General features: G+C 65.6%; 23 protein-coding genes, 1 pseudogene and 1 other annotated feature. Of the genes and pseudogenes, 12 read left to right on the top strand and 12 right to left on the bottom strand.

What is annotated here, in order from left to right:
* Positions 1–6 precede the first annotated feature (6 nt).
* The 5 genes and pseudogenes from ACFOPH_RS21755 (at position 7) to ACFOPH_RS21735 (ending at position 4926) form a co-directional block, all read left to right on the top strand.
* Positions 7–804, top strand: a complete 798-nt coding sequence (locus ACFOPH_RS21755) for an alpha/beta fold hydrolase (RefSeq protein WP_379737208.1) — start codon at positions 7–9, stop codon at positions 802–804.
* Positions 805–833: 29 nt separating this feature from the next.
* The gene (locus ACFOPH_RS21750) at positions 834–2168 is read left to right on the top strand and encodes a metal-dependent hydrolase family protein (protein ID WP_379737207.1); all 1335 of its coding nucleotides are present in this window, start codon (positions 834–836) and stop codon (positions 2166–2168) included.
* A 131-nt stretch (positions 2169–2299) separates the two neighbouring features.
* Positions 2300–3070, top strand: coding sequence for a hypothetical protein (locus ACFOPH_RS21745; RefSeq protein WP_379737206.1), 771 nt, complete (start codon positions 2300–2302; stop codon positions 3068–3070).
* Between the two features lie 247 nt (positions 3071–3317).
* Positions 3318–3653 (top strand): annotated as a pseudogene (locus ACFOPH_RS21740) (lipid A hydroxylase LpxO); the annotation flags it as partial.
* Between the two features lie 50 nt (positions 3654–3703).
* Positions 3704–4926, top strand: a protein-coding gene (locus tag ACFOPH_RS21735) for an IS3 family transposase (RefSeq protein ID WP_379733096.1) whose coding sequence is annotated in 2 segments (ribosomal slippage) — positions 3704–3992 and positions 3992–4926 — 1224 coding nt in all. Because the reading frame shifts where the segments join, the coding sequence is not laid out codon by codon here.
* Positions 3982–4098 (top strand) — a sequence feature (AL1L pseudoknot). It overlaps the preceding gene by 117 nt.
* A gap of 36 nt (positions 4927–4962) precedes the next feature.
* On the opposite strand, the gene ACFOPH_RS21730 is transcribed toward ACFOPH_RS21735, so the two are convergent.
* Positions 4963–5118, bottom strand: a complete 156-nt coding sequence (locus ACFOPH_RS21730; protein WP_379737205.1) for a hypothetical protein — start codon at positions 5116–5118, stop codon at positions 4963–4965.
* A gap of 528 nt (positions 5119–5646) precedes the next feature.
* Here ACFOPH_RS21730 and gdhA point away from each other — a divergent pair.
* Positions 5647–6990: an NADP-specific glutamate dehydrogenase gene (gdhA, locus tag ACFOPH_RS21725; protein ID WP_312547947.1), complete on the top strand. Its 1344-nt coding sequence runs from the start codon at positions 5647–5649 to the stop codon at positions 6988–6990.
* On the opposite strand, the gene ACFOPH_RS21720 is transcribed toward gdhA, so the two are convergent.
* The 3 genes from ACFOPH_RS21720 to ACFOPH_RS21710 all read right to left on the bottom strand — a co-directional run bounded on the left by ACFOPH_RS21720 (position 6987) and on the right by ACFOPH_RS21710 (position 10557).
* Positions 6987–7529, bottom strand: a complete 543-nt coding sequence (locus tag ACFOPH_RS21720) for a hypothetical protein (protein ID WP_312547949.1) — start codon at positions 7527–7529, stop codon at positions 6987–6989. The two genes, gdhA and ACFOPH_RS21720, sit on opposite strands and share 4 nt — an antisense overlap.
* A 34-nt stretch (positions 7530–7563) precedes the next feature.
* Positions 7564–9135 (bottom strand): AbgT family transporter, encoded by a 1572-nt coding sequence (locus ACFOPH_RS21715; RefSeq protein ID WP_312547950.1) that lies wholly within the window; start codon positions 9133–9135, stop codon positions 7564–7566.
* Positions 9136–9420: 285 nt separating this feature from the next.
* Positions 9421–10557: a branched-chain amino acid ABC transporter substrate-binding protein gene (locus tag ACFOPH_RS21710; RefSeq protein ID WP_312547952.1), complete on the bottom strand. Its 1137-nt coding sequence runs from the start codon at positions 10555–10557 to the stop codon at positions 9421–9423.
* Positions 10558–10703: 146 nt separating this feature from the next.
* Between ACFOPH_RS21710 and ACFOPH_RS21705 the strand changes: the two genes are divergently transcribed.
* Positions 10704–12209: an alpha/beta hydrolase gene (locus tag ACFOPH_RS21705; RefSeq protein WP_379737204.1), complete on the top strand. Its 1506-nt coding sequence runs from the start codon at positions 10704–10706 to the stop codon at positions 12207–12209.
* 71 nt (positions 12210–12280) lie between these two features.
* Here ACFOPH_RS21705 and ACFOPH_RS21700 read toward each other — a convergent pair whose 3' ends face one another.
* The 5 genes from ACFOPH_RS21700 to ACFOPH_RS21680 form a co-directional block, all read right to left on the bottom strand.
* The gene (locus tag ACFOPH_RS21700) at positions 12281–12688 is read right to left on the bottom strand and encodes a YgiW/YdeI family stress tolerance OB fold protein (RefSeq protein ID WP_312547956.1); all 408 of its coding nucleotides are present in this window, start codon (positions 12686–12688) and stop codon (positions 12281–12283) included.
* Between the two features lie 61 nt (positions 12689–12749).
* Entirely contained in the window at positions 12750–14117 is a 1368-nt protein-coding gene (locus ACFOPH_RS21695) for an ATP-binding protein (RefSeq protein WP_379737203.1), read from the bottom strand.
* Positions 14107–14772, bottom strand: coding sequence for a response regulator transcription factor (locus ACFOPH_RS21690; RefSeq protein ID WP_312547960.1), 666 nt, complete (start codon positions 14770–14772; stop codon positions 14107–14109). Before ACFOPH_RS21690 ends, ACFOPH_RS21695 begins: the two co-directional genes overlap by 11 nt.
* An 82-nt stretch (positions 14773–14854) precedes the next feature.
* Positions 14855–15064: a hypervirulence associated TUDOR domain-containing protein gene (locus ACFOPH_RS21685; protein ID WP_312547962.1), complete on the bottom strand. Its 210-nt coding sequence runs from the start codon at positions 15062–15064 to the stop codon at positions 14855–14857.
* Between the two features lie 210 nt (positions 15065–15274).
* A complete protein-coding gene (locus tag ACFOPH_RS21680; RefSeq protein ID WP_379737202.1) occupies positions 15275–16366 on the bottom strand; it encodes an alkene reductase in 1092 nt (363 codons plus the stop codon).
* Between the two features lie 155 nt (positions 16367–16521).
* Here ACFOPH_RS21680 and ACFOPH_RS21675 point away from each other — a divergent pair, with 155 nt between their 5' ends.
* Together ACFOPH_RS21675 and ACFOPH_RS21670 are read left to right on the top strand one after the other, a co-directional pair.
* Positions 16522–17532 carry a LysR family transcriptional regulator gene (locus ACFOPH_RS21675; protein WP_379737201.1) on the top strand — a complete coding sequence of 337 codons (1011 nt, stop codon included), beginning with the start codon at positions 16522–16524 and terminating at the stop codon, positions 17530–17532.
* 69 nt (positions 17533–17601) lie between these two features.
* Positions 17602–18468, top strand: a complete 867-nt coding sequence (locus ACFOPH_RS21670) for a CAP domain-containing protein (protein ID WP_379737200.1) — start codon at positions 17602–17604, stop codon at positions 18466–18468.
* A gap of 282 nt (positions 18469–18750) precedes the next feature.
* On the opposite strand, the gene ACFOPH_RS21665 is transcribed toward ACFOPH_RS21670, so the two are convergent.
* Positions 18751–20817, bottom strand: coding sequence for a M13 family metallopeptidase (locus ACFOPH_RS21665; protein WP_379737199.1), 2067 nt, complete (start codon positions 20815–20817; stop codon positions 18751–18753).
* Between the two features lie 375 nt (positions 20818–21192).
* On the opposite strand from ACFOPH_RS21665, the gene ACFOPH_RS21660 reads away from it, so the two are divergent.
* Positions 21193–22383: an HAF repeat-containing protein gene (locus ACFOPH_RS21660; RefSeq protein WP_379737198.1), complete on the top strand. Its 1191-nt coding sequence runs from the start codon at positions 21193–21195 to the stop codon at positions 22381–22383.
* Positions 22384–22498: 115 nt separating this feature from the next.
* Here the strand turns inward: ACFOPH_RS21660 and ACFOPH_RS21655 are convergent, their stop codons facing one another.
* On the bottom strand, positions 22499–24496 hold the full coding sequence (locus tag ACFOPH_RS21655; RefSeq protein ID WP_379737197.1) for an outer membrane protein assembly factor BamB family protein: 1998 nt from the start codon (positions 24494–24496) through the stop codon (positions 22499–22501).
* 139 nt (positions 24497–24635) lie between these two features.
* Positions 24636–24836: a DUF2905 domain-containing protein gene (locus ACFOPH_RS21650; RefSeq protein ID WP_312547972.1), complete on the bottom strand. Its 201-nt coding sequence runs from the start codon at positions 24834–24836 to the stop codon at positions 24636–24638.
* A 307-nt stretch (positions 24837–25143) separates the two neighbouring features.
* On the opposite strand from ACFOPH_RS21650, the gene ACFOPH_RS21645 reads away from it, so the two are divergent.
* The gene (locus tag ACFOPH_RS21645) at positions 25144–25653 is read left to right on the top strand and encodes a host attachment protein (RefSeq protein WP_312547973.1); all 510 of its coding nucleotides are present in this window, start codon (positions 25144–25146) and stop codon (positions 25651–25653) included.
* 174 nt (positions 25654–25827) lie between these two features.
* The gene (locus tag ACFOPH_RS21640; RefSeq protein WP_312547974.1) at positions 25828–26400 is read left to right on the top strand and encodes a lipocalin family protein; all 573 of its coding nucleotides are present in this window, start codon (positions 25828–25830) and stop codon (positions 26398–26400) included.
* Positions 26401–26527: the final 127 nt, after the last annotated feature.

The following is a 26527-nucleotide window of genomic DNA, read 5'->3' as shown; positions in this document are numbered from 1 at the left end:
AATGACATGACGACCCACATCGTTGCAGGACTGACCGTTGAAGTCGAAGGCGAAGGCGCCGCCATCGTGTGCGTCCACGGCCTGGGCGGCTCGAGCAATACCTGGACCCCGGTGATGGCCGCGCTGCAAGGCCACCGCATCGTGCGCATCGACCTGCCGGGCAGCGGCCGCTCGCCGGCCCGCTCCTCAGCCGATCCCGGCGAACTCAACATCGCCAGCATGGCCGATGCGGTCCAGGCCGTGTGCCGCGAGCTCGACATTACCAGGGCCACCTTCCTGGGCCACTCGATGGGCACGATCGTCTGCCAGCACATCGCGACGCAGCGCCCGGCGCTGGTCGCTGGCCTCGCGCTGTTCGGCCCGCTCGTGTGCCCACCGGATGCGGGACGCGCCGGCATCCTGGCGCGCGCCGACAAGGCAGCCACGGGCGGCGCCGCCGCGATGCAGGACATCGCCGATGCCATCGTGGGCGCCGCGACGTCGAAGGAAACCAAGGCACAGCAGCCGGCCGTGCTGGCCCTGGTGCGCGAGAGCGTGATGCGCCAGACGCCCGAAGGCTACGGGCAAAGCTGCAGGGCGCTGGCGACGGCGCAGGCGGCGTCAATCGAAGACATTGCGGTGCCGACCTTGCTGGTCACGGGGGACCAGGACGGCGTCGCGCCTGCGGCCAACGTGGCGGCCATGGCGGAACGTATCAAGGGCAGCGACATGGTGGTGCTGGAAGGCTGCGGCCACTGGACCACCTTCGAGCGTCCGCAGGAATGCATGCAACAGCTGGCGAAATTCTTGAGTTCTTCGAAATAACCAGGCCCTGGGGGCCAGAGGAGACAGACATGAAGAAGATTGCAATCACCAATGTCACGATTTTCGATGGCAGTGGCGACGACGTATTCAAAGGTGAAGTCCTCGTAGAAGGCAACCGGATCGTCGACGTAGCGCATTTCCCGAACAAGGTGGCGGGCACCGCGGACCAGGTGATCGACGGCGGCGGCAAGTTCCTGATGCCGGGAATGACCGAAGCCCACACCCACTTTTCGTGGAACGACCAGCCGACGCTGTCGGCCATTCAGTTCATGCCGCCGGAAGAACACATCCTGTGGTGCGTCGACGTCGCCAAGCGCTACCTCGACATGGGCTGGACCTCGGCCATCGGCGCGGCCGCCGCCAAGCCGCGTCTCGATATCGTCCTGCGCAATGCCATCACCGCCGGCCAGTGCGTCGGGCCGCGCTACCTGGCCGGCAGCCAGGAGATCGCCACCCTGGGCGGTCTCGGCGACAACACCCTGCCCCACCTGCCGTTCCAGGAACTGAGTTTCGGCCAAATCGTGAGCGGCCCCGAGGAAGTGCGCAAGGCCGCGCGCATGTTCATCAAATACGGCGTGGACCACCTGAAGATCAACCTGTCGGGCGAATACATTGCCGGCCTGCCGGCCGAGCTGTCGCCGTTCTCGGACGAAGAAGTCGCCATGCTGACGAGCGAGGCGAAGCGCAACGGCAAGCGGGTGGCGGCGCACGCGCGCTCCGACGAGTCGGTGCGGCAGTGCCTCCGCCACGGGATCGACATCATCTTCCACGCCAGTTTTGCGAACGAAGAAACGCTGGACATGCTGGAGGCGAACAAGGCGCGGCACTTCGTGGCGCCCGCCATCGGCTGGCTGGTGCGTACCAGCTTCAACGCGTCGGAATATGGCATCACGCCTGAAATCGCCGAGCAAATGGGATACCCGCAAGAACTGGAAGCGGCGGCAGCGTCGCTGCGCCAGATGCACAAGCGCGGCATCCGCATCCTGCCGGGCGGCGACTACGGCTTTGCGTGGATGCCGCATGGGACCAATGCCAACGACCTCCAGTATTTCGTGGACTACATCGGCATGACCCCGACGGAAGCGCTGGTCTCGGCGACCCGCCTGGGCGGCGACATCATGATGCGGCCGGATGAACTGGGCCAGATTCGCCCCGGTTTCCTCGCCGACCTGGTGCTGGTCGACGGCGACCCGCTGCAGGACCTGCGCATCATGACGGAGCCCGCCAGGATTGCGATGGTGATGCAGGACGGTGTGATCCACAAAGGCTTGCAGGACACCAGTCCGCGCGCAGCGGCAATTCATGTTCCGGCGAGCGACAACCCGGTGCTCGACAGGGGCGTGCAGGAAGCCGTACCGGCTTGACCGCAGTCCGGTGCTTGTCCAGCGCCCGCAGCGGTCCTGCTGCGGGCGTATCCCTACCCGGCGAATACCGACAGCGTCCCGGCTCCGTGTCGCTGCAGCACGGGAAGCGACTTGTCGAAAATGGAGATTCAATGCGTCTGAATAAATATGTGATACGCAGTACGGTAGCGATTGCTGCACTGGCCGCAACCGGCACCGTGCTGGCGGCCGAGTTCCAGGTGGCTAACCTGAACGCCCTGTATACAACCCGTTCCAGGACCGATCCGGTGCTCGGCACCGGGACCGACGACGAGAAGCTGAAAACGTACCAGTTCGAATATTTCGCAGGGTTCAAGTACGGCGATGTGTACGTCGATGCCGAGCTGTTCAACGGCGAGAACGTTGGCGGCGCCGGCGCCGGCTCGTTCGGCGGCAACAGCCCCAACCAGAGCCTGCTGGTCTTCAATCCACGCCTGAGCCTGGGGAAGATCAGCGGCCGCAACCTGGCCTTCGGCCCGATTGCCGACGTATCGCTGATCGCGCGCTATGAGCGCGCCAGCTACGCCGACTTCCGCTCCTACAACCACGGCATCTCCTTCAACTTCAATGTGCCGGGCTTCGCTTACTTCGAGTCGGGCATCCTGCGCCGCAATACCAATTTCTACAAGGGCGAGACGCTGTGGCGCTCGGTCCTGATGTCGAAACCGTTCGCGGGCGAACGGCTTCGTTTCAACCTGCTATCGCTGGTCAATGGAACGGGTGTGAATGGCACCGAAGTATTCCTGCGTCCGGAACTGCTGTGGGCTATCGACGCCAAGGGCAGCTTCCAGGCCGGCCTGCGCTACGAAATCCATCGCTACAAGATCGACGGACAGGACTATTCGCGCAACTCGCCCACCCTGATGGCGAAGTGGACGATGTAATTTTCAGCTGGCCGTCAGATCGATTCCGAGTCAGCCTCGGCGTGCAGGCTGCCGGATCGATCGGCCCGAAGTCCCTGCGCTACCCGGCTTCGATTTCGCTGGAGCAAATTCATTCCACCTCTGCAATCCGTTTGATCAAGATCAGGCCTGCTGGGCACCGCGCCTAGTGCCGCAAGCTGCCTTCTGCTGCAATGTGAGTACTGGCTCGCAGCCGTGTTTCCGTTGCGTGCGTTACTGGGAGGGATCGATGCGATGGCTGATTCTGCTCCTCTTCGTGGCCTGTACGATGTACGTGCACAGGCGCGGCCGGGTACGTCATTGGTTTTTCAGGCAGCTTTCCGACCATTCGACGTTCACCGCGCCCCTGAACTGTTTTTCCTATCTGTTTTCTGCAGTGCAGACCACGCCTTACATTTCTTCCTCGTATTTTCCCGAGCTGGCGGAATTGCGAAAGGAATGGCCCACATTTCGCGATGAGGCGCTGGCGCTGCATGAAGCGAGCCGCATCCAGGCGTCCGAAAAATACAATGATATCGGCTTCAATTCGTTTTTCCGCCGGGGCTGGAAACGCTTTTACCTGAAGTGAATCGCCCCGGGTTTTGTAGAGGCTCCATTGTTTGAGAGAATGGAGCTATGAAAAAGCAACCCAAGTATTCCCCTGAAGTCATCGAGCGCGCCGTGCGCATGGTCAGCGAAGCCGGCAGCCAGTACGAGTCGCAGTGGGCCGCAATCACGTCGATCGCTGCCAAGATTGGCTGCACACCGGAGACACTGCGCCGTTGGGTACGCCAGCAGGAGCGTGATACCGGCCAGCGTCCCGGACCCACTACCGCCGAAGATGAGCGCGTCAAGGCGCTCGAGCGAGAAGTGCGCGAGCTACGCAAGGCAAATGAGATCCTGCGCTTGGCGAGTGCGTTTTTCGCCCAGGCGGAGCTCGGCCGCCACTTCAAGCCGTGAGGGCTTTCATCGACCGGTACCGCCATGCCTACGGTGTCGAGCCGATCTGCAAGGTGATGCAGGTCGCGCCGTCGGGCTACTGGCGCCACGCTGCGCAGCAACGCAACCCGTCACTGCGCTGTGCCCGTGTCCAGCGCGACGACGTGCTGAGCGTCGACATCGAGCGTGTCTGGCAGGCGAACCTGCAAGTCTACGGGGCCGACAAGGTTTGGCGCCAACTGCGGCGTGAAGGAACTGACGTGGCCCGCTGCACCGTGGAGCGCCTGATGCGCAAGGCCGGGCTGCGTGGAGTCATGCAAGGGAAGGTCGTGCGTACGACTGTGGCCGATGCGAAGGCGCCATGCCCGCTCGACCGCGTCAACCGCCAGTTCAAGGCGCAGCGACCGAACCAGCTGTGGGTCTCGGACTTCACGTACGTCTCGACTTGGCAGGGTTTTGTCTACGTCGCCTTCGTCATCGACGTCTTCGCCCGGCGAATCGTCGGCTGGCGAGTCAGCAGTTCGATGCGGACCGACTTCGTGCTCGACGCACTGGAACAGGCGCTGTATGCGCGTCAGCCGGAACGAAACGAGCTCGTGCACCATAGCGACAGGGGCTCGCAATACGTGTCGATAAAGTACAGCGAGCGTCTGGCGGAAGCCGGCATTGAGCCGTCTGTGGGCAGCAAGGGTGACAGTTACGACAATGCCCTGGCTGAGACGATCAACGGGCTCTACAAGGCTGAGCTGATCCACCGCCGCGCTCCCTGGAAAACGCGCGAGGCCGTCGAACTGGCCACGCTCGAATGGGTGTCCTGGTTCAATCACCACCGCCTACTCGCACCGCTCGGCTATATACCGCCAGCCGAAGCTGAGGCAAACTATTACAAGCAACTGAGCAGTCAAGCCATTCCGGCCTGACTCACACTAACCGGCCTCCACGAAAGCCGGGGCGATTCACAGCGTAATGAGACGGTAAGCGTGGGTTGGACTCAGTTTCGGAAAGATATTCCGGCGGATGATGTCGCGAAAAATGAGAAGGAAAACACCGAGCGCCAAGCCCCCGATGCCAGCAGCTTTTCCAACCACCTGCAGGACTTCACCGCTGACCATTTGATTCCTCGACAATGTGTGAGAAAGTGCGGGCAGCCATGAGTAGCGCTCGTCATCGACTCTACGACTGCGCCTTCGCGTTGTCAATTTGAAAATAGGGCTGTTGCTTTTAGAGCAGTGACCTAAGGCCACTCCTATGTCAGCGCCGACAAGACCAGCACCTTCTGCATCGACGACGGCCCTCCCCAAGGCCATCCTCCTGCAAGCCCTACTTCCACCATCGACGCTACACCGGCGGCGGTTGCTTCAACTCGCGCCGGATGCGCCGCCCCGGTTTCTCGCGGGGCCTGCGGTCCTTGTACTGCTATCATGACGCCATCGTCCGCTGGCTTCGCCGTTTCCGGACGGCGCCTCGTGCGTGGAACATATCGGGTTCGCCGCATGACGGACATCACAGCGAGACACCCCTTGCTGCGATGCTCCTGCAAGGCAACCGCACGACATCCAACCCCAGCCGTGCCTTCCTTGCCTCGACCAGCGCCATTATCGCGTCGCGTTCCCGCGACGTCTTTCGCTTCAAGGACCCGAATGAAATACGCTTCCCTGCATCAATTTCTGCAACACGTAGCCGACCGCAATCCTGGACAGCCCGAATTCCTGCAGGCCGTGACCGAAGTCATGGAGAGCCTCTGGCCCTTCATCGAACAGCATCCCCGGTACAGCGAGCATGGCTTGCTGGAGCGCCTGGTCGAACCCGAGCGCGTGGTCATGTTCCGTGTCTCCTGGGTCGACGACCACGGCCAGGTGCAGGTCAACCGCGGCTACCGCATCCAGCACAGCATGGCGATCGGCCCGTACAAAGGCGGGCTGCGCTTCCACCCCTCCGTCAACCTGTCGGTGCTGAAATTCCTGGCCTTCGAGCAGACCTTCAAGAACGCCCTGACCACGCTGCCGATGGGCGGCGGCAAGGGCGGCTCGGACTTCGACCCCAAGGGCAAGAGCCCGGGTGAAGTCATGCGTTTCTGCCAGGCGTTTGTCAGCGAACTGTTCCGCCACGTCGGATCGGACACGGACGTGCCGGCCGGCGACATCGGCGTCGGCGGGCGCGAGGTCGGCTACATGACCGGCATGATGAAAAAGCTCAGCAACCGCGCCGACTGCGTGTTCACCGGCAAGGGCCTGAGCTTTGGTGGTTCGTTGATGCGTCCCGAGGCTACCGGCTATGGCACGGTCTACTTCGCCCAGGAAATGCTGAAGACGCGCGGCCGCTCCTTCGACGGTTTGCGCGTGAGCGTCTCGGGCTCGGGCAACGTCGCCCAATACGCGGTGGAAAAGGCCATGGCGCTGGGCGCCCGGGTCGTCACGGTATCGGATTCGAGCGGTACGGTGATCGACGAGGACGGCTTCACGCCCGAGAAGCTGGCGATCCTGATGGAGGTGAAGAACCACCTGTACGGCCGCGTCGGCGACTACGCCGAGCGCACCGGCAGCCGCTTCGAGGCGGGCGTGCGGCCCTGGCATGTTCCGGTGGACGTCGCCCTGCCCTGCGCCACGCAGAACGAGCTGGATGCGAACGATGCGGCCGCCCTGGTCAAGAATGGCGTGCTGTGCGTGGCCGAAGGCGCCAACATGCCGTCCACGATCGAAGCGGCCAAGGCCTTCGAGGCGGCCGGCGTGCTGTACGCGCCGGGCAAGGCCAGCAACGCCGGCGGCGTCGCCACCTCTGGCCTGGAGATGAGCCAGAACGCCGAGCGCATCAGCTGGCCGGGCGAAGAGGTCGATGCCCGCCTGCTGCAGATCATGCAGGGCATCCACGCGGCCTGCCTGAAGTACGGCGCGCGCGCCGACGGCAGCGTCAGCTACGTGGACGGGGCGAACATCGCCGGCTTCGTGAAGGTAGCCGACGCCATGCTGGCCCAGGGCGTGGTCTAAGCTGGACCGGGCACGCGTTCGAGCACGAACTGCGCGCGTGGTTTGGCGTGCCTGTCCAGGCGATAAATCAACACCTTGCCGTCTTCGCTGAGGCTGACGGTCCAGAGATTGGTCTCGGCGCCCGGGACCATGCGCGCGGTATGCGCATCGGCAAGGAAGGACTGGGAGCGTGCCGTGCCGCCGTCCTGCGCCATGCCGCCGTACATGGTCACCGCATGCGGCCTGCCGTCCGGGTGGCGGTGATCGTGCCGCAGTTCCAGCCCGGCCGCCGGCCGAGTGAAGATCCAGGTGCGGGAACGGTCCTCCCCCACCTGCACCGGCATGCGCACGTCCCCGGCGCTACAGACGACCTGGGTCGCAATCTTCTTGCCGGCGAATTCGCTGTTCGGATCGATCGCATAGGCCAGCGCGCCTTCGAAGCGCTGGCCGCACATGCCCTGCAGCGTGGCCATGAACTGGTCGCGCGTGTCGACCGGCGCCGGCGGGGCGGCACAGCCGGCAAGCAGGCCGGCGGCCAAAAGGGAAAGGATGGATTTCATCGGGTTCCAGGATGTGAGTGGGCCGCTTCTGGCATCAGGGCGCGGCCGGGTAGGTGTAGGTCGCGCCCACGCCCAGTGGAATGTCGAGCGCCCAGAATCCCAGCAGGAAGGACGTCCAGAGCACCAGCATGGCGATCGAGTACGGCAGCATCAGCGCGATCAGCGTGCCGATGCCCGTCGATTGCACGTACTTGCGGCAGAAGACGATGATCAAGGGGAAGTAAGGCAGCAGCGGCGTGATGATGTTGGTCGAGGAGTCGCCGACGCGGTAGGCGGCCTGGGTCAGGTCGGGCGACACGCCCAGCTCCATCAGCATCGGCACCATGACCGAGCCGATCAGCGCCCACTTGGCGGATGCCGAGCCGACGAACAGGTTGACGGTGGCGGTCAGCACGACGATGCCGGCCAGCGTCACGCCCATCGGGAAAGCCATCTCCTTGAGCCAGAACGCACCCTTGATCGCGAGCAGCGCGCCGAGGTTGGACTGGCCGAAGGCGAAGATGAACTGGGCGCAGAAGAAGGCCATGACGATGTAGTAGCCCATGCCGCTCATGGCGTGGCTCATGCCCTTGACGATGTCGCGGTGGTTCTTCGCCGTGCCGGCGACGTAGCCGTAGACCACGCCCGGGATCAGGAAAAAGATGAAGATCAGCGCGACGATCGACTGCATCAGCGGCGCCGCCGAGTGCGTCAACTGGCGCGTGTCCGGTGCGCGCCAGGCGGAGCCCTCCGGCAGCACCGACAGCACCAGCAGCGCCAGGCTGGCCAGCATCGCGATCGTCGCCCAGCGCAGCCCTTTGCGTTCGTTGGGCTGCAAGGCGTCCATCTTCGGCAGGCCGGCCGGATCGCCATCGATGGCGGTCTTCTTCAGGCGCGGCTCGATGACCTTGTCGGTCAGGAACCAGCCGATGAGCACGACCAGGAAGGTCGAGGCCGTCGTAAAGTAGAAATTATTCAGCGGGTTGATGACGATCGAGGCCGCCGCCGGATCGGCCGAAAGCCGCGCCGCCACCTGGGTCAGGCCGGACAGCAGCGGATCCAGGCTCGACGGCAGGAAGAAGGTGGCGGAAAAGCCGCCGGACACGCCGGCAAAGGCCGCCGCGATGCCGGCCAGCGGATGGCGCCCGGCGGCATAGAAAATGACGGCGCCCAGCGGGATCACCAGCACATACCCGGCGTCGACGGCGATGTGGCTGAGCACGCCGACGGCGACCAGCACCGGCGTCAGCAGGAAGGTCGGCGTCACCGACAGGATCTTGCGCAGCCCGGCATTGATGAAGCCCGTGTATTCCGCCACGCCCAGGCCCAGCATCGCCACCAGCACCACGCCCAGCGGCGGGAAACTGACGAAGGTGTTCACCATTTTCGCCATGAACTCGGTCAGGGCAGTCGGCGCCAGCAGGTTCCTGACCTGGATGGCCTGGCCCGAACGCGGGTCGATTTCGGTGAAGACCATGCCCGACATGGCCCAGGACAGGACCCAGACCAGCGCCAGCAGCAGTGCGAACAGGATCGCCGGGTCGGGCAACTTGTTGCCGACCTTCTCGATGGCGTTCAGGACACGGTTCAATCCGCCCGGTTTCCGGACCACGGTTTGTTGCGTCATTTGCTCCCCTTATCTTCCTTCACGGACAGGCGCCGCCTGTCAGCCTGCGTTGAACAATCCAGCGGTTCGGAAGCCCGTACCGGGAATGCGAGTGCGCAAGGGAATGCCTCGGCCAAGCTTGCGCGCGGGATATGTTACTCCAAAGCAGTCTTGGCAAATGAATAAAGGAGCCTGGTCCATGGCGACGATGGCGCGGGTCAGCGTTTCCGCATTCGCGTCCTGCAGTACGGGTTGCTGCGTGGCGCAAGACGGTCTCCGGCGCGGCGCGGCCGGCGCTTGCCGCCGCTAGCGCATCACCTGCAGCTTGACCTTCTTCCCCTGGCGGTAGGTGTACAGGGTCAGCGCCGCGTCGCGCAGGTCGCCTTTCGCATCGAAGGCGATGGTGCCGGTCACGCCCTGGTGGCGGATCTTCGCCAATAGCGGCAGGACCTTGGCCGGTTCCGCGGAACCGGCCTGCTGCATCGCGCCGGCCAGCACCATCGTCGCGTCGTAGGCGTACGGCGCGTAGGTCTGCAGCGGAATCTTGTAGCGCTGGCGGTAGCGCTCGACGAAGGCCGCATAGCGCGCTTCCTCGGCGCCGGTCACGCCGCCGGCCACCACGCAGAACACCTTGTCCTCGCCCAGCGCGTCGCCGGCCAGCTGCGGCAGCTTCTCGGAACAGATGCCGTCGCCCGACACCAGTTTCGCGCGCATGCCGAGCGCCTTCATCTGCTTGAGCATGGGACCGGCCACGGCGTCCATGCCGCCATAGAAGACCACGTCCGGGTCCTGGCTGCGGATCTGGGTCAGGATCGCGGTGAAATCGCTGGCCTTGTCGTTGGTGAACTGGCGGCTGACGATCTTCGCCGTGCCGAGGCGGCGCACGCCGCGGTTGAATTCGTCGGCCAAACCCTGGCCGAAGGCGGTGCGGTCGTCGATCACGGCGATCTTTTTCGCCTTCAGGGTGTTGATCGCATAATTCGCCATCGTGCGCCCGACCAGCCGGTCGCTGGCGACGACCCGGAAGGCGGTGTTGAAGCCCTGGCTGGTGTAGAGCGGCGTGGTGGCGGCCGGAGATATTTGCGGAATGCCCGCGTCGTGGTAGATCTTCGAGGCCGGCACCGTGGTGCCCGAATTCAGGTGGCCGACCACGCCGGCCACGCGCGCGTCGACCAGCTTCTGCGCGACCGCGGCGCCGGTCTTCGGATCGCTGGCGTCGTCCTCGGGCAGCAGGACCCATTTCACCTGCTTGCCGCCGACTGCCACGCCCTTCGCGTTCAGCTCGTCGATCGCCATGCGCGCCCCGTTCTCGATGTCCTTGCCCTGGTGCGCTCCCGGGCCGGACAGGGGCGAAGCGCTGCCGATCCGGACTTCGACCTGCGCATGCGCGGGGTCGGAAAAGGCCAGGACCAGCCAGGGCAGGACGGCGGCGGCAATACGCATGGCGGCTCCTTTTCGAATGGCGACAGCCGATTGTACGCCGCCTCCAGCCAGCCTCGTGTACGGCTACACCGTTCGCGAAATCGTCCTAGAATAAATCACACAGCGATACCAAGTTTCGCTGTGCAAAACTATAACTGGAGACTTCGATGACACGACCATCCGACATGCCGGCGCTGCGGCGCATCCTCCCACCCCTGCTGGCCGCCCTGGCCCTGTCCGCCTGCGGCAACAGCGACGACGCGATCGTCGCCACGCCGCCTGCCCAGCCCGCGCCACCGCCACCGGTCCAGGTCCAGCCCGAACCGGCGCGTCCGCAGGACGCGCGCACCTTCTCCGTGGTCGAGACCACCCTGCCCTTCAACGCGCTGGCGAACGCGCCCGAGACCGACCGCTGGTGGGGCGTGCTGGGCAAGGCGGGTTACCAGATCGAAGTGCCGAAGAACTGGAACGGCATGCTGGTCATGTACGCCCATGGCTATGCCGGCACCGGCGACAAGCTGTCGGTGTCGCCGCCGGCGCTGCGGCGCCACCTGGTCAGCCAGGGCTATGCCTGGGCCGCATCGAGCTATAGCACCAATTACTACGACGTCCGCGCCGGCGTGGAAGACACGAATGCCCTGGCGCTGGCCTTCAAGGACATCGCGCAGAAGAACGGACGCACGCTGGCGGCGCCGAGCAAGACCTATATCGTCGGCGTATCGATGGGCGGCCACATCACGGCGGCGGCGGTGGACGAGGAAAACATCGCAACGGCCAACAACAAGATCCGCTACAGCGGTGCGGTGCCGATGTGCGGCGTGCTCGGCGACACCGAGCTGTACGACTACTTCGCGGCCTACCAGACCGCGGCGATGCAGGAAGCGGGCATGCCGGCCACCAGCTGGCCGGTGGCCAACTGGGAAACGGTCGGCCCGCAGGTGCAGGCGAAACTGTTCTCCAGCTTCCCGGGCGGCAGCACGCCGACCGCGCAGGCGGTGCCGACCGCACAGGGCCTGCGCCTGAAGCAGATCGTCGCCAACCTCAGCGGCGGCCCGCGTCCGCTGTTCGACTACGCCTACGCCGGCCCGCTGCAAAACACGGTCTGGGGCACCTTCGGGCGCGACGGCAAGGTGATGGGCATCCTCAACGAGGACGTGGTCACAACCAAGGACATCGTGTTCCAGCTCGACGCCGATCCGGCCCTCAGCCTCGAGGAGCAGTCCTATAACGCCACCATCTTCCGCATGCTGGCCACGCCGGACGCGAACCGCCTACGCCGCGACGGCCTGCGCTGGGTGCCGAAGACGAATGCCCAGATCAAGGTGCCGGTGGTGACGATCCACACCCTGGGCGACCTGTACGTGCCGTTCAAGATGGAGCAGATCTACAAGCGCCGCGCCGATGCGGCCGGCACCGCGAACATGCTGGTCCAGCGCGCGATCCGCGGCATCAGCCACTGCGATTTCACGATCGCCGAGCAGGCTGCGGCTTTCGATGCGATGATCAAGTGGGAACAGCAGGGCGTGAAGCCGGAAGGCGACGACGTGCTCACGCCGTCGGTGGTGGCCGATCCGCAGTACGGCTGCAAGTTCACGGACAATACCCCGTCCGAGGGCGACAGCGCCAGCCTGCTGGCCGTGCGCGCCCAGCTGCCGCAGTGCAGCCGTCCATGAGCTGACCGACGACTCGTAGTTCGCCTGAACGCCAGCCTGTGCGGCTGGCGTTCTTTTTTTGCTTACTTTGCTTACTTGCCGACCACCTTGACCTGCTTGACGTCGAGCGTGGACTCGCCGAAGGTCTCCTTGTCGAATTCGCCGGTCAGCTCGACCTGGGTGTTCTGGTCGATGTTCACCCCTTGCGGGAAGTACTTGGCGTCGATCTCGACCGTCATCTTGCCGCTCTGGTCGGTGAACTCGTAGTCCTCGCCTCCCTTGTGGCTGGTGATCTTGCCCTGCAGGCGCACGTACTGGTCGTCCTTGCCGCTGTCGAGCAGCTGTTTCGCGGTCATCAGGGGGGCGCTGCTCGGGCCGGTATAGCCGGCCGCGGCCGGCTTGCTCGATGGGCCGGTGTAGCCTCCCGGCTGCTGGGCAATGGCGGCCGCCGAGCCGGCGACCAGGGCGGTGATGCAGGAAAGCTGGATCAGTCGTTTCATATCGGTTCTCCGTTGTGGTGAGTGAATACCTGCATTACACAGCCCCGACATTAACCCCATCTTAAGACGCGGCGGCGCGCGGGAAGTCGAGCGTCACGCCCAGGCCACGGCCGTCCAGGCCAGCGCCAAAGCCCAGTTCGATGCCGTGCAGCTCGGCGATGCGGCGCACGATCGACAAGCCCAGTCCACTGCCCGGCTGGCCCTGCCCTAGCACGCGGAAGAAGCGCTCGGTCAGGCGTGCGCGGCTGGCCCCGTCCACGCCGGGACCGTCGTCGCGCACGCTGATCCGGCCGCGCCCCGCGTGGTGAAGCGCCGCGATCTCGATCCGGCTGCCGTCCGGGCAATAGCGCAGCGCGTTGTCGACCAGGTTGCGCAGCGCGATCTCGAGCATGCGCGGGTCTGCGTTCACGCTGTCCAGCTGGCAGTGCGCATCCAGGACAATGCCGCGCCGCTGCGCATCGGGCGCGTGGACGGCCAGGACCTGCTCGAACAGCGGCGCCAGCGCGACCGGCTCGACCTGCAACTGCTCGCGCGCCAGCGGATCCAGCCGCGCCAGCGTCAACAGGCTGTCGACCAGGGCCGTGCTGCGCGCGATGTCCTGGCGCAGCTTCTGGAAGGGCCCGGCCAGCTCCGGATGCTGGCGTCCCAGCAGTTGCACATGCATGTGCAAACCGGCCAGCGGCGTGCGCAGTTCGTGCGCGGCGTCGGCGGTGAAGCGGCGCTCGGACTGCAGGGCCGCATCCAGGCGCGCCAGCACGCCGTTCAACGCCTGCACGATCGGCAGCAGCTCGCGCGGCTGGCCTGCGAGCGGCACCAGGGCCAGGTCGTCCGGGGTCTTGGCCGCGATCATGGACGCCGTGCGGCGCAAGGGACGCAGGGCGCGGCCGATCAGCAGCCAGCAGGACAGCGCCAGCACGGCCAGGATGCCCAGCACCGGCAGCCACAGGGATTCGGCCAGCTCTTCCAGGATGTCGAAGCGTTGATCGAGCTGCTGCCCGACCTGCACCTCGATGCCGCGCGCCGCGTCGCGCACCACGAACACGCGCCAGCGCTCGCCGTCCACCCGCGGGTCGGCAAAGCCGTCGTCGTCGCTGAAACCGCGCACGAAGGGGTGAAGCGGCGCCGCGCCGGTGCGCTGGATCACGCGGCCACCGCTGACGACCTGGTACTGCATGTCGACCTTGCGCGCGTGCGCGTTGCCGGACGCCGGGCGCGCCGGCAGGCCGCGCTCGTGCCAGTCGGTGGTGGCGGCCAGGATCATGTAGCCGGCTTCTTCCAGCGCGTCGTCGAACACCTCGTTGGTTTCCTGCCAGGCGATCGCGGTGACGATGCCGAGACTGGCCAGCCATAGCACGACGCTGGCCGAGACGATCGCCAGCAGCAGGCGCCGCCGCAGCGACGGCGGGCGCTTCTCCGGTTCAGGCGCCATCGCTCTTCAGGCGGTAGCCGAGGCCGCGCACGGTGACGATATTGTCGGCGCCGAGCTTCTTGCGCAGGTTGTGGATGTAGACCTCGATGGCATTGCTTTCGACCTCGTCGCCCCAGCCGTACAGGCTTTCCTCGATCTGGGCGCGGGTCACGATGCCGTTCTTGCGCAGCAGGAGCGCATGCAGCACGTGGTATTCGCGCGCGGTCAGCGTCACCGGCCGACCCTGCAGGCTGGCCTGGCGCGTCTCGGGGTCGATCGCGATGTCGCCGTGGGCCAGCAGCTTGCCGGCCTGGTTGGCGCTGCGCCGCACCGCGGCCCGGATACGCGCCGACATCTCTTCCAGCTCGAAGGGCTTGACCAGGTAATCGTCGGCGCCCAGGTCCAGTCCCTCGACCCGGTCGGCGAGTGCATTGAAGGCCGTGATCAGGAGCACCGGAACGGCGTTGCCGGCCGCGCGCAGCTCGGCCAGCAAGGCGTCGCCGGACAGGCCCGGCAAGCCGCGGTCGAGCAGCAGGCAATCGTAATGGTGGGTTTGCAGGGCCGTGCGCGCCGTATCGCCGCGCTCGACCCAGTCGACCGCGTTGCCGTCCAGGCGCAGCCAGTCGCGGATGGTTTCGCCCAGCGAGGTGTCGTCTTCGGCCAGCAGGATGCGCATCAGGGAGCCCTCATCGTATGGATTGCGTCGGCATTGGACGACGCCAGGATGAAGCACATCTTAAAGCATGGCCGCAGAGCGCCTAGGCCCTCCTGAGCGCCGAAGGCTTGTGCGCCGCTTCCGCCCCGGTCTTGTCGCTCACGACCAGGTATTCCGGGTTCTCCGGCGAGGCGGCCACCTCGTGCCCCTTGATGGTGGTGTGCGCGGTCAGCTTCTTCTTGACCGTGCCGTGCACCGTTCCCTGGGACGACTCCCAGCTCACCTTGTCGCCGGCCTTGAATTCGTTCGTCATGATGGCTCCCCTCGGGCGGATATTCGCCACTTTATTGGAACACAGGCTGACGGGATGGGGCGCGCATGTCCAGCCGTAGGGTGGGCACGGCGTGCCCACCCTACGGACTATTGGAACACAGGCATGCGGAATGAGGCGCATATGAAAGGAAGGATTAAGCGAAAAAGGCCAGCCCGGAGGCTGGCCTTTAGCTGGCGACGAAATGATCGCTTACGCCGCCTTGTCGAGCGACGGATAGTCGATGTAGCCCTCTTCGCCGTGGCTGTAGAAGGTCTGCGGGTTCGGCGTGTTCAGCGGCGCATTCAGTTTCAGACGCTGCACCAGGTCCGGATTGGCGATGTAGGCCCGTCCGAACGCCACCGCGTCGGCGCGGCCGCTGTCGACCGCTTCGATCGCCATCTCGCGGGTGTAACCGTTGTTGGCGATATAGGTGCCCTTGAAGGCCTTGCGCGCCCAGCCGTAGTCGAAGCCCGGAAGGTCGCGCGGGCCACCGGTCGCGCCTTCGACGAAATGGATGAAGGCGATGCCGCGCTTGTCCAGTTCTTCGATCAGGTAGCCGAACACGGCCTGCGGGTTGCTATCGGCCAGGTCGTTGGCCGGGGTCACCGGCGACAGGCGGATGCCGACCCGGCCGGCGCCGATCTCGGCCACCACTGCGTCCACCACTTCCAGGGCGAAGCGGGCGCGGTTTTCGATCGAGCCGCCGTATTCGTCGCTGCGCTTGTTGGCGCCGTCGCGCAGGAACTGGTCGATCAGGTAGCCGTTGGCGCCATGCAGCTCGATGCCGTCGAAGCCGGCACGGATCGCATTCGCGGCGCCGCGGCGGTATTCCGCGACGATGTCCTTGATCTCGGCGACCGACAGTGCGCGCGGCTCGAGCGCCTCGACCTTGCCGGCGCGGGTGTAGGCGATCACCTTCGGCGTCACGGCCGAGGGGGCCACCGGCTGCACGCCGCCGGTCAGGTTCGGGTGGGTGACGCGGCCGACGTGCCAGATCTGGGCCACGATCTTCGAGCCGGCCTCGTGCACCGCCTGGGTGATCGGCTTCCAGCCTTCGACCTGGGCGTCGCTATAAATGCCGGGGGTGGCCATGTAGCCTTTTCCGACCGGCGAAACCTGGGTGCCTTCGCTGATGATCAGGCCGGCGTTGCTGCGCTGGCGGTAGTATTCGATGTTCATCGGGCTGCCGGGAATGTCGCCGGCGGCTTCGTCGGCACGGCTGCGCGTGAGCGGCGCCATCACGACACGGTTGGCGACCTCGATGTCGCCGATGCGGGCAGGTTCGAACAGCTTATGAGTCATGGTCTGGTCCGTGAAAGAGGTTGGCGATATCAGGGCCGCCGGTCGTTCAATCCAATCGCCGGCGGCCGCTACAGTTGATAGTATGAGTATTCCCCGCATCGCTGGGTAGGCCGCACGAATGATAAGATTTATTCCTGACAGGAATAGGTAAAGACATGGACCGCTTACGCTTGATGGAAACCTTCGTCCGGGTCGTCGAGACCGGCAACTTCTCCGCCGTCGCGCGCGAGGAGCGCAGCACGCAGTCGGCGATCAGCAAGCAGGTGCAGGCGCTCGAGACGATGCTGGGCGCGAAGCTGCTGGTGCGTTCGACGCGCAGCCACGCGCTGACCGAGGCGGGCAAGCGCTACTACGAGCGCTGCCGCCAGGTGCTGGACACGCTGGAAGACGCGCGCGCCGAACTGCACCGTACCGAGAACGAGATCGCCGGCGTGCTGCGCGTGGCGGCGCCGGTGTCGTTCGGCCGCCTGCATATCGTGCCGCGGCTCGGCGCATTTTATGCGCGCTACCCGAAGCTGAAAATCGACCTGCAGCTCGACGACGGCTTCGTCGACCTGGTCGTCGGCGGCATCGACGTCGCCTTCCGCGTGGGCGAACTGAAGGACAGCCGCCTGGTCGCGCGCCGCATCGGCACCGCCCACCGCGCGGCGCTGGCCGCGCCCGGCTACCTGGCCCGCCACGGCGAACCCCAGGAGCCAGGCGAACTGCGCCGGCACCAGTGCCTGGTCTATACCGGCCTGGTCAACCTGAACGAGTGGAATTTCCAAAACGAGGCCGGCGAACACATCGCGGTGCGCGTGGGCGGCAACTTCCAGTCGAACAGCTCGGAGGCAATCCGCCAGGCCGTGGTCGAGGGGCTCGGCATCGCCTATTCACCATTGTGGATCTACGGCGACGACATCCGGGCGGGGCGCGTACAGCCGATCCTGACGCGCTACCGCCTGCCGCCGCTGCCGCTGAACGTCGTGTTCCAGCCGGCGCGCAAGCCCTCGCTGAAGATCAGCCATTTCGTTTCCTTCTTCGCCGACGAATTCGCGCGCGACCCGGACATTTCGCAGATGCTGGCCACGCCCGGCAGTTCGGGCAGCACCCTGGAAGCGCTGGGCAGCGGCGCCGGCTTCGCCGGCAAGGCGCAGGGACAGGGCAAGCGCCCGGCTGGCTCATAGCGTCGGGGACGCCGCCGCGCGTGCGGCGCGGGTATCCTGCTCGCATCCGAGCCGCTTTCCTGCCACACCATGAACCGCTTTTCGCCCTTGCCCTTCGTTCCCTGCCTTGCCCTGTTGGCGTGCTTCCTGTCCGCGGCCGGCGCCGCCCATGCGCAGGACGACGCGCGCCTGGTCGCCGCCATCAACGCCTGGCGCGGCGCGCCCGGCGACTGCCAGGGCCGACAGGCGCTCCCTGCTCCGGCCTTGAGGCCGCAGGCGGCGCTGGCGCGGGTGCGCATCGGCCCCGGCAGCTTTCCGGAATCGGTGCTCGAACAGGCCGGCTATTACGCCGCCCGGGCCGAGGTGATCCACGTCGGCGGCGCGCCGGATGCGGAGGCGGCGCTGGAAGCGATCCGCAGCCGCTACTGCCGCACCCTGCTCGACCGGGAACTGCAGGACATCGGGGTTGCGCGCCAGGGCCAGGACTGGACCATCGTGCTGGCGCGCCCGGCGCCGCCGCTGGCGCTGCCGGACCAGATGGAGGTCGGCCGCACCATCCTGGCGCTGGTGAACGAGGCGCGCGCCACTGCTCGCTACTGCGGCAGCCGCTACTTCCAGCCGGCGCGGCCGCTGGCCTGGAACGAGGCGCTGGCGCAGGCGGCGCGCGAACACAGCAGCGACATGGCGGCGCACCGCCGCTTCAGCCACCGCGGCTCGGACGACAGCGAGGTGGCGCAGCGCGCCACGCGCGTGGGCTACCGCTGGCGCCACATCGGGGAAAACATCGCGGCTGGCCAGACCTCGGCGCAGGAGGCGGTGGCCGGCTGGCTGGAAAGCCCGGGCCACTGCGCGAATTTGATGAATCCGGATTTCAGCGAGATGGGCGCGGGTTACGCCATCAGCCGCGCGCGCATGCCGGGCTTTGCGTACTGGACCCAGGTGTTCGCGATGCCGTGATGGCATGTGGCTTTTCGTAGCGTGGGCACTCCGTGCCCACGCGGAACGACGATCAATGTTGGCGTTCGAAGCAACGCGAACGATGATGGTAGGCGGTGCGTCCGAAAGCGTCTCGCCAGCGTGTCATCCGAGGCACGCCGTGCGGGCGAATAGTTGGCGCTACAAACTTCGGATCATTCGCTAACGCGTGGCACGGGGCGCCCACCCTACGAGCGGAAACCCACATGTGCGAAAAAAAGGAGCGCCGCGGCGCTCCTTTCGCATCAACCGATCAACCGGCACTTACCAGAAGATGACGCGCTCTTCCGGCTTCAGGTACATCTTGTCGCCCGGCTTCACGTCATAGGCTTCGTAGTAGCCCGGGTGGTTGCGCAGGCTGCCGTTGACGCGGAATTCGGACGGCGAGTGCGGGTCCGACTTGACCTGGGCGATCAGGGCGGCGTCGCGCGCCTTGCCGCGGCGGGCCTGGGCCAGGCCCATGAACAGGCGCTGCTCGCCGGTGAAGCCGTCGATCACCGGGGCCGGCTTGCCGCCCAGCGAGATCTTGTAGGCGCGGCTGGCCATGATGGCGCCGGCGTTGTCTGCGATGTTCTCGCCCAGCGTCAATTCGCCGTTCACGTTGTAGCCCTGCAGCGGGCTGTAGCCGGCATACTGGGCCACCAGGACCTTGCCGCGCGCCGCGAATTGTTCCGCGTCTTCCTTCGTCCACCAGTTGCGCAGGTTGCCGTCGCCGTCGAACTGCGAACCCTTGTCATCGAAAGCGTGGCTGATCTCGTGGCCGATCGAGATGCCGACCGCGCCGTAGTTGACCGCCGGCTCGGCGTTGGCGTCGTACAGCGGATACTGCAGGCGCGCCGCCGGGAACACGACTTCGTTCATGCTCGGGCTGTAGTAGGCGTTGACGGTCTGCGGGCTCATGCTCCAGGCCTGGCGGTCGACCGGCTTGCCCAGCTTGTTGATGCCGAACGCATGGCCGAATGCGCGCGAACGCATCACGTTGCCGACCAGGTCGCCGCGCTCGATCTTGAGCGACGAGTAATCGCGCCACTTCTCCGGATAGCCGATCTTCGCGTTCATCTTCGACAGCTTGATCTGGGCCTGTTTCTTGGTTTCCGCGCTCATCCAGTCGAGCGTTTCGATGCCTTCCTTGAAGGCGGTGACGAAGTTCTTCACCATCGCCTCGACCTGGGCCTTGCGCTCGGCCGGGAAGTGGCGTTCGACGTAGACCTTGCCGACGACTTCGCTCAGGTCGCGGTTGACCTGGGCGATCGCGCGCTTGTCGAGCGGACGGTTTTCCTTGGCGCCCGACAGCACGGTGCCGCGGAAGGCGAAGTTCTCGTCGACGAAGGGCTGCGACAGGTAAGGCGCGTAGCTGCTCAGCAGGTGGAAGGAGAAGTACGACTTCCACGTGTCGACCGGCGTGGCGGCGATGATCTTGTCCAGGCCGGCCAGGTAGCTCGGCTGGCCGACGATCAGCGTGTCGACCTTGCCGGCCACGCCGACATCCTTGATCCAGGTGGTCCAGTCGAAGCCCGGCATCAGGTCCTTCAGCTGGGCGAACGTCATCTTGTTGTAGCGCTTGACCGGGTCGCGGTTCTCGACGGCGCTCCACTGCACCTTGGCGATCTCGGTTTCCAGCGCCAGGATGTTGGCCGCTTCCTTGGCGGCATCCTTGTGGCCGGCCAGGGTCAGCATCTTCTCGATGTGGGCCTGGTACTTGGCGCGGAAGTCCTTCATGCGCGCCTCGTCGGCCAGGTAGTAGTCGCGGTTCGGCAGGCCCAGGCCCGACTGCGACACGCTGACCACGTAGCGGGTCGAATCCTTTGCGTCCTGGCCGACGTACATGCCGAGCGGCGCCTCGCCGCCGATGCGTTCCATATGCGCCGCCAGCGCCGCGATGCCGCGCTTGTCCTTCAGGGCTTCGATGCGCGCGAACTCGGCCTTCAACGGCGCCAGGCCAAGCGCATTGCGGCGCGCCTCGTCGACGTAGCTGGCGTAGTAGTCGCCCATCTTCTGCGCGGCCGAGCCCTTGGCCGCGTTCTTGTCGGCGGCGGCGGCCTCGATGATGGCGCGGATCTGGGTCTCGACGTTTTCCTGGGCCACGCTGAAGGCGCTCCAGCTCGAACGGTCCGACGGGATCTCGACGTCCTGCAGCCATTTGCCCTGGCTGTAGCGGAAGAAGTCGTCCTGCGCGCGCACGGCCGGGTCGATCGCCGCCTTGTCCACGCCCGATACGGCATTGCTTGCTGTCGCCGATGGGGTGCTGGTAACCGCCTCGCCGTGGGCGCCGGCGTGGCCGGCGACGGCGAACAGCCCCGCGATCAAGGTGCTGCACAAGGTACGCTTCATGTTTTTCTCCGTTGTTGGAATGATGGAAACCGGAGGATGCTAATCGATAAACCCGACAGTTGCCAAGCATAAAAGCGGGCCATGCATAAGCATGTGCATTTTCGATACGGCCTGTAAGTACGGGCTCTATGCGAAATGACGGTGCTGTGTCAATGCGCCATTCCGTGGAAGGTCGAGAATCTGTCGGCAGATCCTGCAGGAAGACATCGCGTGCCGGCAAACCGGTCTCCACTGAAAGATTACCCAGGAGCGAATGCGCAGTGCCAGTCATGCAGCGGTTGGCGTGTCGAGCGCCGTGACGCGCCAGCCGATGACGACGCGGGCCATACAGGCCGGCGTCCCGTTCGGCGCCCATCCTTCTCCGAGGAGATTTTCATGCATATGCATCAGCGCATGTCCGTGGTCCTGATGTCGTTCGCCGTCGCCGGCGCCGCCTGGGCCCATCCCGAGTACAAGGTCACGATCGTCGGCCCGGCCGGCAGCACTGCCACCGACATCAACGAGGCCGGCGTGGTGGTCGGCAATTATCCGGTCGGCGCGGGCATTACCCACGCTTTCCTGAACCGCGGCAGGGGCCTGGTCGACCTCGGCACCCTCAAGGGAACCTCCAGTACCGCCACCGCCATCAACGACCGGGGCCAGGTGCTGGGCCAGTGGACCACCCGGAGCGGCCAGGTGCGCGGCTACATCTACGACAAAGGCAAGCTGCGCGACATCGGGACGATCGGCGGCAGGTATACCACCTGGACCGACATCAACAATGCCGGCTATATCAGCGTATTCGCCGCCGACCCCGTGCTTCCGGACGGCGAAGGTGGCGGCAGCACCAGCTACCTGCGCGCGCCGAACGGCGCGCTGACCCAGCTGGCCGATCTGCCGTTCACAAATCCGCTATATCCACCACTCACCGAGGCCCGCGCGCTCAACAACAAGAACCAGGTTACCGGCGGGTCCGGACCGGCGGAGCCCATCGACTTCTTCCTGCGCGGCTTTATCTGGACCAGGGGCCAGACCCGCGACATCGGTGACCTGGGTTATCCAGCCCCTATCAACCCCGTGGCGATCAACGACCGTGGCCAGGTAACCGGCAATGCCGAGCTGCCGGGCGGCCCCGCACGAGCTGCCTTCCTCTACTACCGCGGCCGCATCGTGTCCATTGACAGTCGTCCGGCATCGGAAGGGCCGTTCAGCGGCGGCACCGGCATCAATAACCGCGGACACGTGGTCGGCTTCAGCATCGAGCAGGGTGGAGCGCGCGCCTTCATCTGGCGCGGCAGGCGCATGGAGTTCCTGAACGCGCTGATCGACCCCAGGCAGGGCTGGAACATCACCGATGCACAAGCGATCAACGACGCCGGACAGATCGCCGCGACGGGCACGCGCAACGGAGGGACCTACGCGGTGCGGCTGGACCTGATCAGGCCGTATGCGAATGCCGTGCCGGCGGCCGAGCCGGACGAGGAAGCCTCTGTCGAGCCAGCCTTGTCGGCCGAGGCCGCGGCGGCGCGGGCGAAGGCGGAGGCCGAGGCGGCGGCGCGCGAGGTGGCGCAGCCGGTGACGCAATAAACGGCCCAGGGGTGTGCACGAGGCGCACATCGTGCCGCCCTCCGCACGCTGGTTCCGGCTGCACGCGGCAACCCGCAAGTGGCGCGCAGGTAACGTATTCTCGTGCTCGGGCGGCTCAGCGCAGGTTGATGGCGACCAGTCTCCCGCCTGGCGATACGATGTAGAGCACGCCCTGCTCCGAAATCGCCAGTTCGCCGCCGAACGGGTAGGTCCACACGACCTCGCGCGTAGCGAGGTCGAGCGCCACTGTCCTGCTTCCCGAACTGGCGAACAGGAGGTTGGACGTAACGACCATGTCGGCATAGGCGCTGTCGAACCACATGCCGGACTGCGAGGGCGGCGCGTTCGCCGGCAGGGGCGCGGTCCACTGCAACAGCCCCGTGGAGGCGGCGCGTGCTTCCACCGCGCTGCCGTTCGCACCGAAGGTATAGACGGTGTCCTGCGCCAGCACCGGGTGCCCGAAGCTGGCGCCCTGCCCTACCCAGGCGCGGGTACGCGTTCGCAGGTCGAACGCCACCAAGCACCTGTCGAGGGTGATGATGGCCATGCGCTCGTTCATGACGGGAGACGTCGTGCCTTCCAACACCCAATTGACACCTTCCTCGAGGATCGAGAATGCGATGCCGCCATGGGCAAGGTCGAGGGCATACAGGATATTTCCCTGATAAATCCAGGCGTAACTGTCGTCCACCGACGGGGTCCAGCCACTGACCGCCATCGCTTTGCTGCGCCATTCGACCTGGTGGGTCGCCGCATTGAACTTGACCAGGCCATCCCCACCGGTTCCGTTCTCGGCATAGACCATGTCGCCCACGACGGTGGGCGCAGGACCGGAGGACCAATGCAATTGCAGCGGCGTCTTGCTGAGCAGCCGGCCGCTGGCCTGGTCGAACACCCACAGGCAGCGGCCTTCGGGCGAGGCCGAGGTGATGACGACCTTGCCGTTGCCCACGGCAGGCGCCGTGACGAAGGTTTGCCTGCCCAGGTCATGGCGCCAGAGCGGGTTGGCATCCGCTTCGCCGAAGGCCAGCAGCTCGGCGTTGCCGGGGTAGCGGCCGAAGGCGACGAACACCCTGCCCTTGTCGATCACCGGCGCACTCATCTGCACGGCCAAGCCCGGTTCCGCTGTGCCATCCACGTTGCCCGGCCGCGTTTCCAACCTGGTCCAGCGGCGATTGAAACCTGCCGGATCGAAGTGCGCCGGCACATAGGCATTGTGCAGTGGGTTGCCGTTGTAGGTACTCCAGGGCGCCAGCCCCGCAATTGCGCTCAGGGGCGTGAGGTTGCTGGCTGGCTTCACCGTCACCGTCGTCGGCACGCGCCAGGGCGATCCGGTCACCGGGGACTTGCACTCGCGCGGATCGTCGTAGCACAAGCGCACTTCGAGCGAGGTCGCATGGACGCCGGCCTTCAGGTCGGACGCGGTGCGCATCTCGGCGTTGTAGCGGTTCGCGTTGATGCGGACGATCTTCGCCTCCGGCGCGACCAGGCCGGCGCTGTCGACGATCCCGAACGACACGGGGACGTCGAACGTGGAATTGAGTTGCGCGTCGAGCTGGAAGCTCACCGGCTCGTCCTCGTAGGTGACAAGCGCGATCGCCGCGGGGACGGTCATGCGCTCTTTCGCCTGGGCCGCGGAGGCGACGGTGACCGTGACCGGAATATGCCAGGGGGAACCCGGCAACGGCTTGTTGCAGAAGCGCGGATCGTCCTCGCACAGGCGCACCTGCAGGTAAGTCGTATGCACGCCCTCGGACATCGCAGCCGTTCGCAGGACAAGCGCGTAGCTGAGGTCGGAATGCCTGAGCAGGCTCACCTGGGAAGAGACGACTCCCTTGCTGTCGATGATGGCAGCGTTGAACGGTTTTTCGAACGTGCGGCTCGACAATGCCTTGACCTCGAAGGCGGCGCTCTCGCCGGCGTAGGTCGACAGCGACACCGTTCCCGGTGAAAACGTCAGCCAGGTCCCGCCCGGGGTGACCTGGGGGATGCCGTTGTCCACCGGTGCCGTGGCGACAGGGCTCCCCGCCCCAGCACCGCCGCCGCCGCCGCCGCAACCTGCTACCAATGCGGCGCACAGGAGCGCGGCAATGATCGATCGACCGAGATGCATGTCTCCGCCCGTCATTTGTTATAAAAATATACAAACAAATTATACGGAACGGTATTCACTTTTAAATAAATTTATTGCCGGTGAGGCAGGGACGCGACACGACGACCGCAGCGGGTCGACCACCGTCGCGGAAACCGGCTCAGCGCCTGAAAATCCAGAGGATCAGGGTGATGACGATCGAGACCACGATGCAGGTCACGATCGGAAAATGAAAGCTGAAGCCTTCGCGCACGACGTGGATGTCGCCCGGCAGGCGGCCGAAAGGAAGGCGGCGCAGCCAGGGCCAGGCCAGCCCGGCCGCGAGGATGAGGGCGCCGAGGATGATGAGCAGGCGTTGCATGCAAATGGTCGATCGGTTGCGGGCGCGCAGGCGCGGCCACGGTACTGACACTTGCCGTAACGGGCTGCGCGCGCCGTCCGGCAACCGGAATCGTCATTCTGCCGAAAGCGCCTCCGGCGCGGCGCGCAGGACGGGGCGCGGCAGGAAGCGCAGCAGGAAGCGCACGGGCCCGGGCGGCGTGCGTCGAGGTTGGCAACCCCTATGCTATATTGAATTTACGCGACGATCGGCAGCGCCAGCCGAGGCTGAAGGCAGCTTGCGGCAGCGCGGCCGACCATCACTCACTCAAATTGACAGGGGAGGTAGCATGCCAACAACCTGGATTATCACGGCCAACGCCGGCCGGGCGCGGATCTTTTCCGAGGATGAGCCAGCAGCACCACTGCAAGAAATCGAGGACATGGTCAACAACGCGGTACGCCTGCGCGAGTCGGAAGTCCTGACCGACAGGCTGGGCCCGACCGCGGCCGCCGGCAGCGGCCACAACATCGGCGGCACGCAAGGCGGCGGCGCTGCCCACAACAGCGGCGCCGGTGCGCCGAACAAGCAATACCAGCCCGCACACACCCAGGCCGAGCAGGAAGCCGACCAGTTCGCGCGCGACATCTCGAGCTACCTGCTGAAAGCCCACCAGGAGGGCCGCTTCCAGCAGCTCGTGCTGTCGGCGTCGCCCCAGTTCCTGGGCGCCCTGCGCGCCGTCATGGACCCGCACATCAAGCCCCTGATCAAGCTCGAGTTCAACAAGGACTACACCCACGTCGCGCCGAACCAGTTGCGCGAGCAGCTGCAGGCGCAACAGGCCAAGACGGCCGAATGACGGCCGGCCAGGCCCAGGCCTGGTTCCCGCAAGTCCCGTAGGCCAGCCTCCCAGGCTGGCTTTTTTCTTGCGGGAGCGCGGCGCATCGGCAGTCCCTGCACCACGCCGCTATTCGTGCGGCCGGGTTCGTCCATACGGGCTACCATGGCCCTATCGACATTCCGAGGGTTTCCCATGAACCGACGACTCGCTCCCGCCCTGGTCAAAGGCACCATGCTGGCATCCGTCGCCCTGCTGGGCATGAAGGCCTACGCCTCCGGCAAGGCCGCCGTCACCGACCTCGAGACCATCCCCCGGCTCGACGTGCAACGCTACATGGGCACCTGGTATGAAATCGCCCGCTTTCCCAACCGCTTCGAGCGCAAGTGCGAAGGCTTCACCACGGCGACCTATACGGCCAGGCCCGACGGCAGCGTGAAGGTCGAGAATCGCTGCCGGCTCGCCGACGGCAGCACCAACCTGGCCGAAGCCATCGCGCGCCAGGTCGGGCCGGCCGATTCGCCGCGCCTGAAGGTCCGTTTCGCGCCGGCCCTGCTGTCCTTCATTCCCCTGGTCTGGGGCGACTACTGGGTAATCGATCTCGACCGCGATTACCAGCTCGCCGCCGTCAGCGAGCCGGGCCGCGATTACCTGTGGATCCTGTCCCGTACGCCCAAGGTCGACAAACCGGTGCTGGACGCCTTGCTGGCACGGCTGACCGGCCAGGGTTTCGACGTACGCAAGCTGTTATATACCCCCCAGGAATGAGTTAAGCAGGCGGCCTGCTTGCAATATCACTCACAGTGTTGACTGTGAAACAAACATTCACCGCGTCAATAACAGCAATTGGAAATGTGAATTAGAAATTCGTTCGCGCAACGGCTACAGTGGTCTT

Source organism: Massilia haematophila, from assembly GCF_042647645.1.
Taxonomy (GTDB): domain Bacteria; phylum Pseudomonadota; class Gammaproteobacteria; order Burkholderiales; family Burkholderiaceae_D; genus Telluria; species Telluria haematophila.
This window is presented reverse-complemented; position numbering and strand designations above follow the sequence as displayed.